Source organism: Microvirga pakistanensis (assembly GCF_004458765.1).
Lineage (GTDB): Bacteria > Pseudomonadota > Alphaproteobacteria > Rhizobiales > Beijerinckiaceae > Microvirga > Microvirga pakistanensis.
Map to the genome: position 1 here is coordinate 1 of NZ_SPJX01000137.1, position 223 is coordinate 223.

Sequence of the window (223 nt, forward strand, 5' to 3'; positions counted from 1 at the left end):
CTGCGGCCCGGCCCTGGTTGACATTGCCGGGATGCGAGCCTCCCTCGCGGAAGCCGGATACGACCCGACCGGGCTCAATCCTGTCCTTCCCGTCGACGTCTCCACCGACCATTCCCTCGGCGTGGATGTGTTCGGCTCCCCCGATGCCCTCCGGCGCAACATGGAGCGCGAATATGGGCGCAATGCCGAGCGCTATCGCTTCATGAAATGGGCCACCCGCGCC

The 223-nt window shown here is 66.8% G+C and carries 1 protein-coding gene; it reads left to right on the forward strand.

Translation table 11 applies throughout. From position 1 onward, the window contains the following. The coding region (locus E4K09_RS04380) for an aconitase family protein (RefSeq protein ID WP_134495442.1) at window positions 1-223 on the forward strand (223 nt) is incomplete at both ends.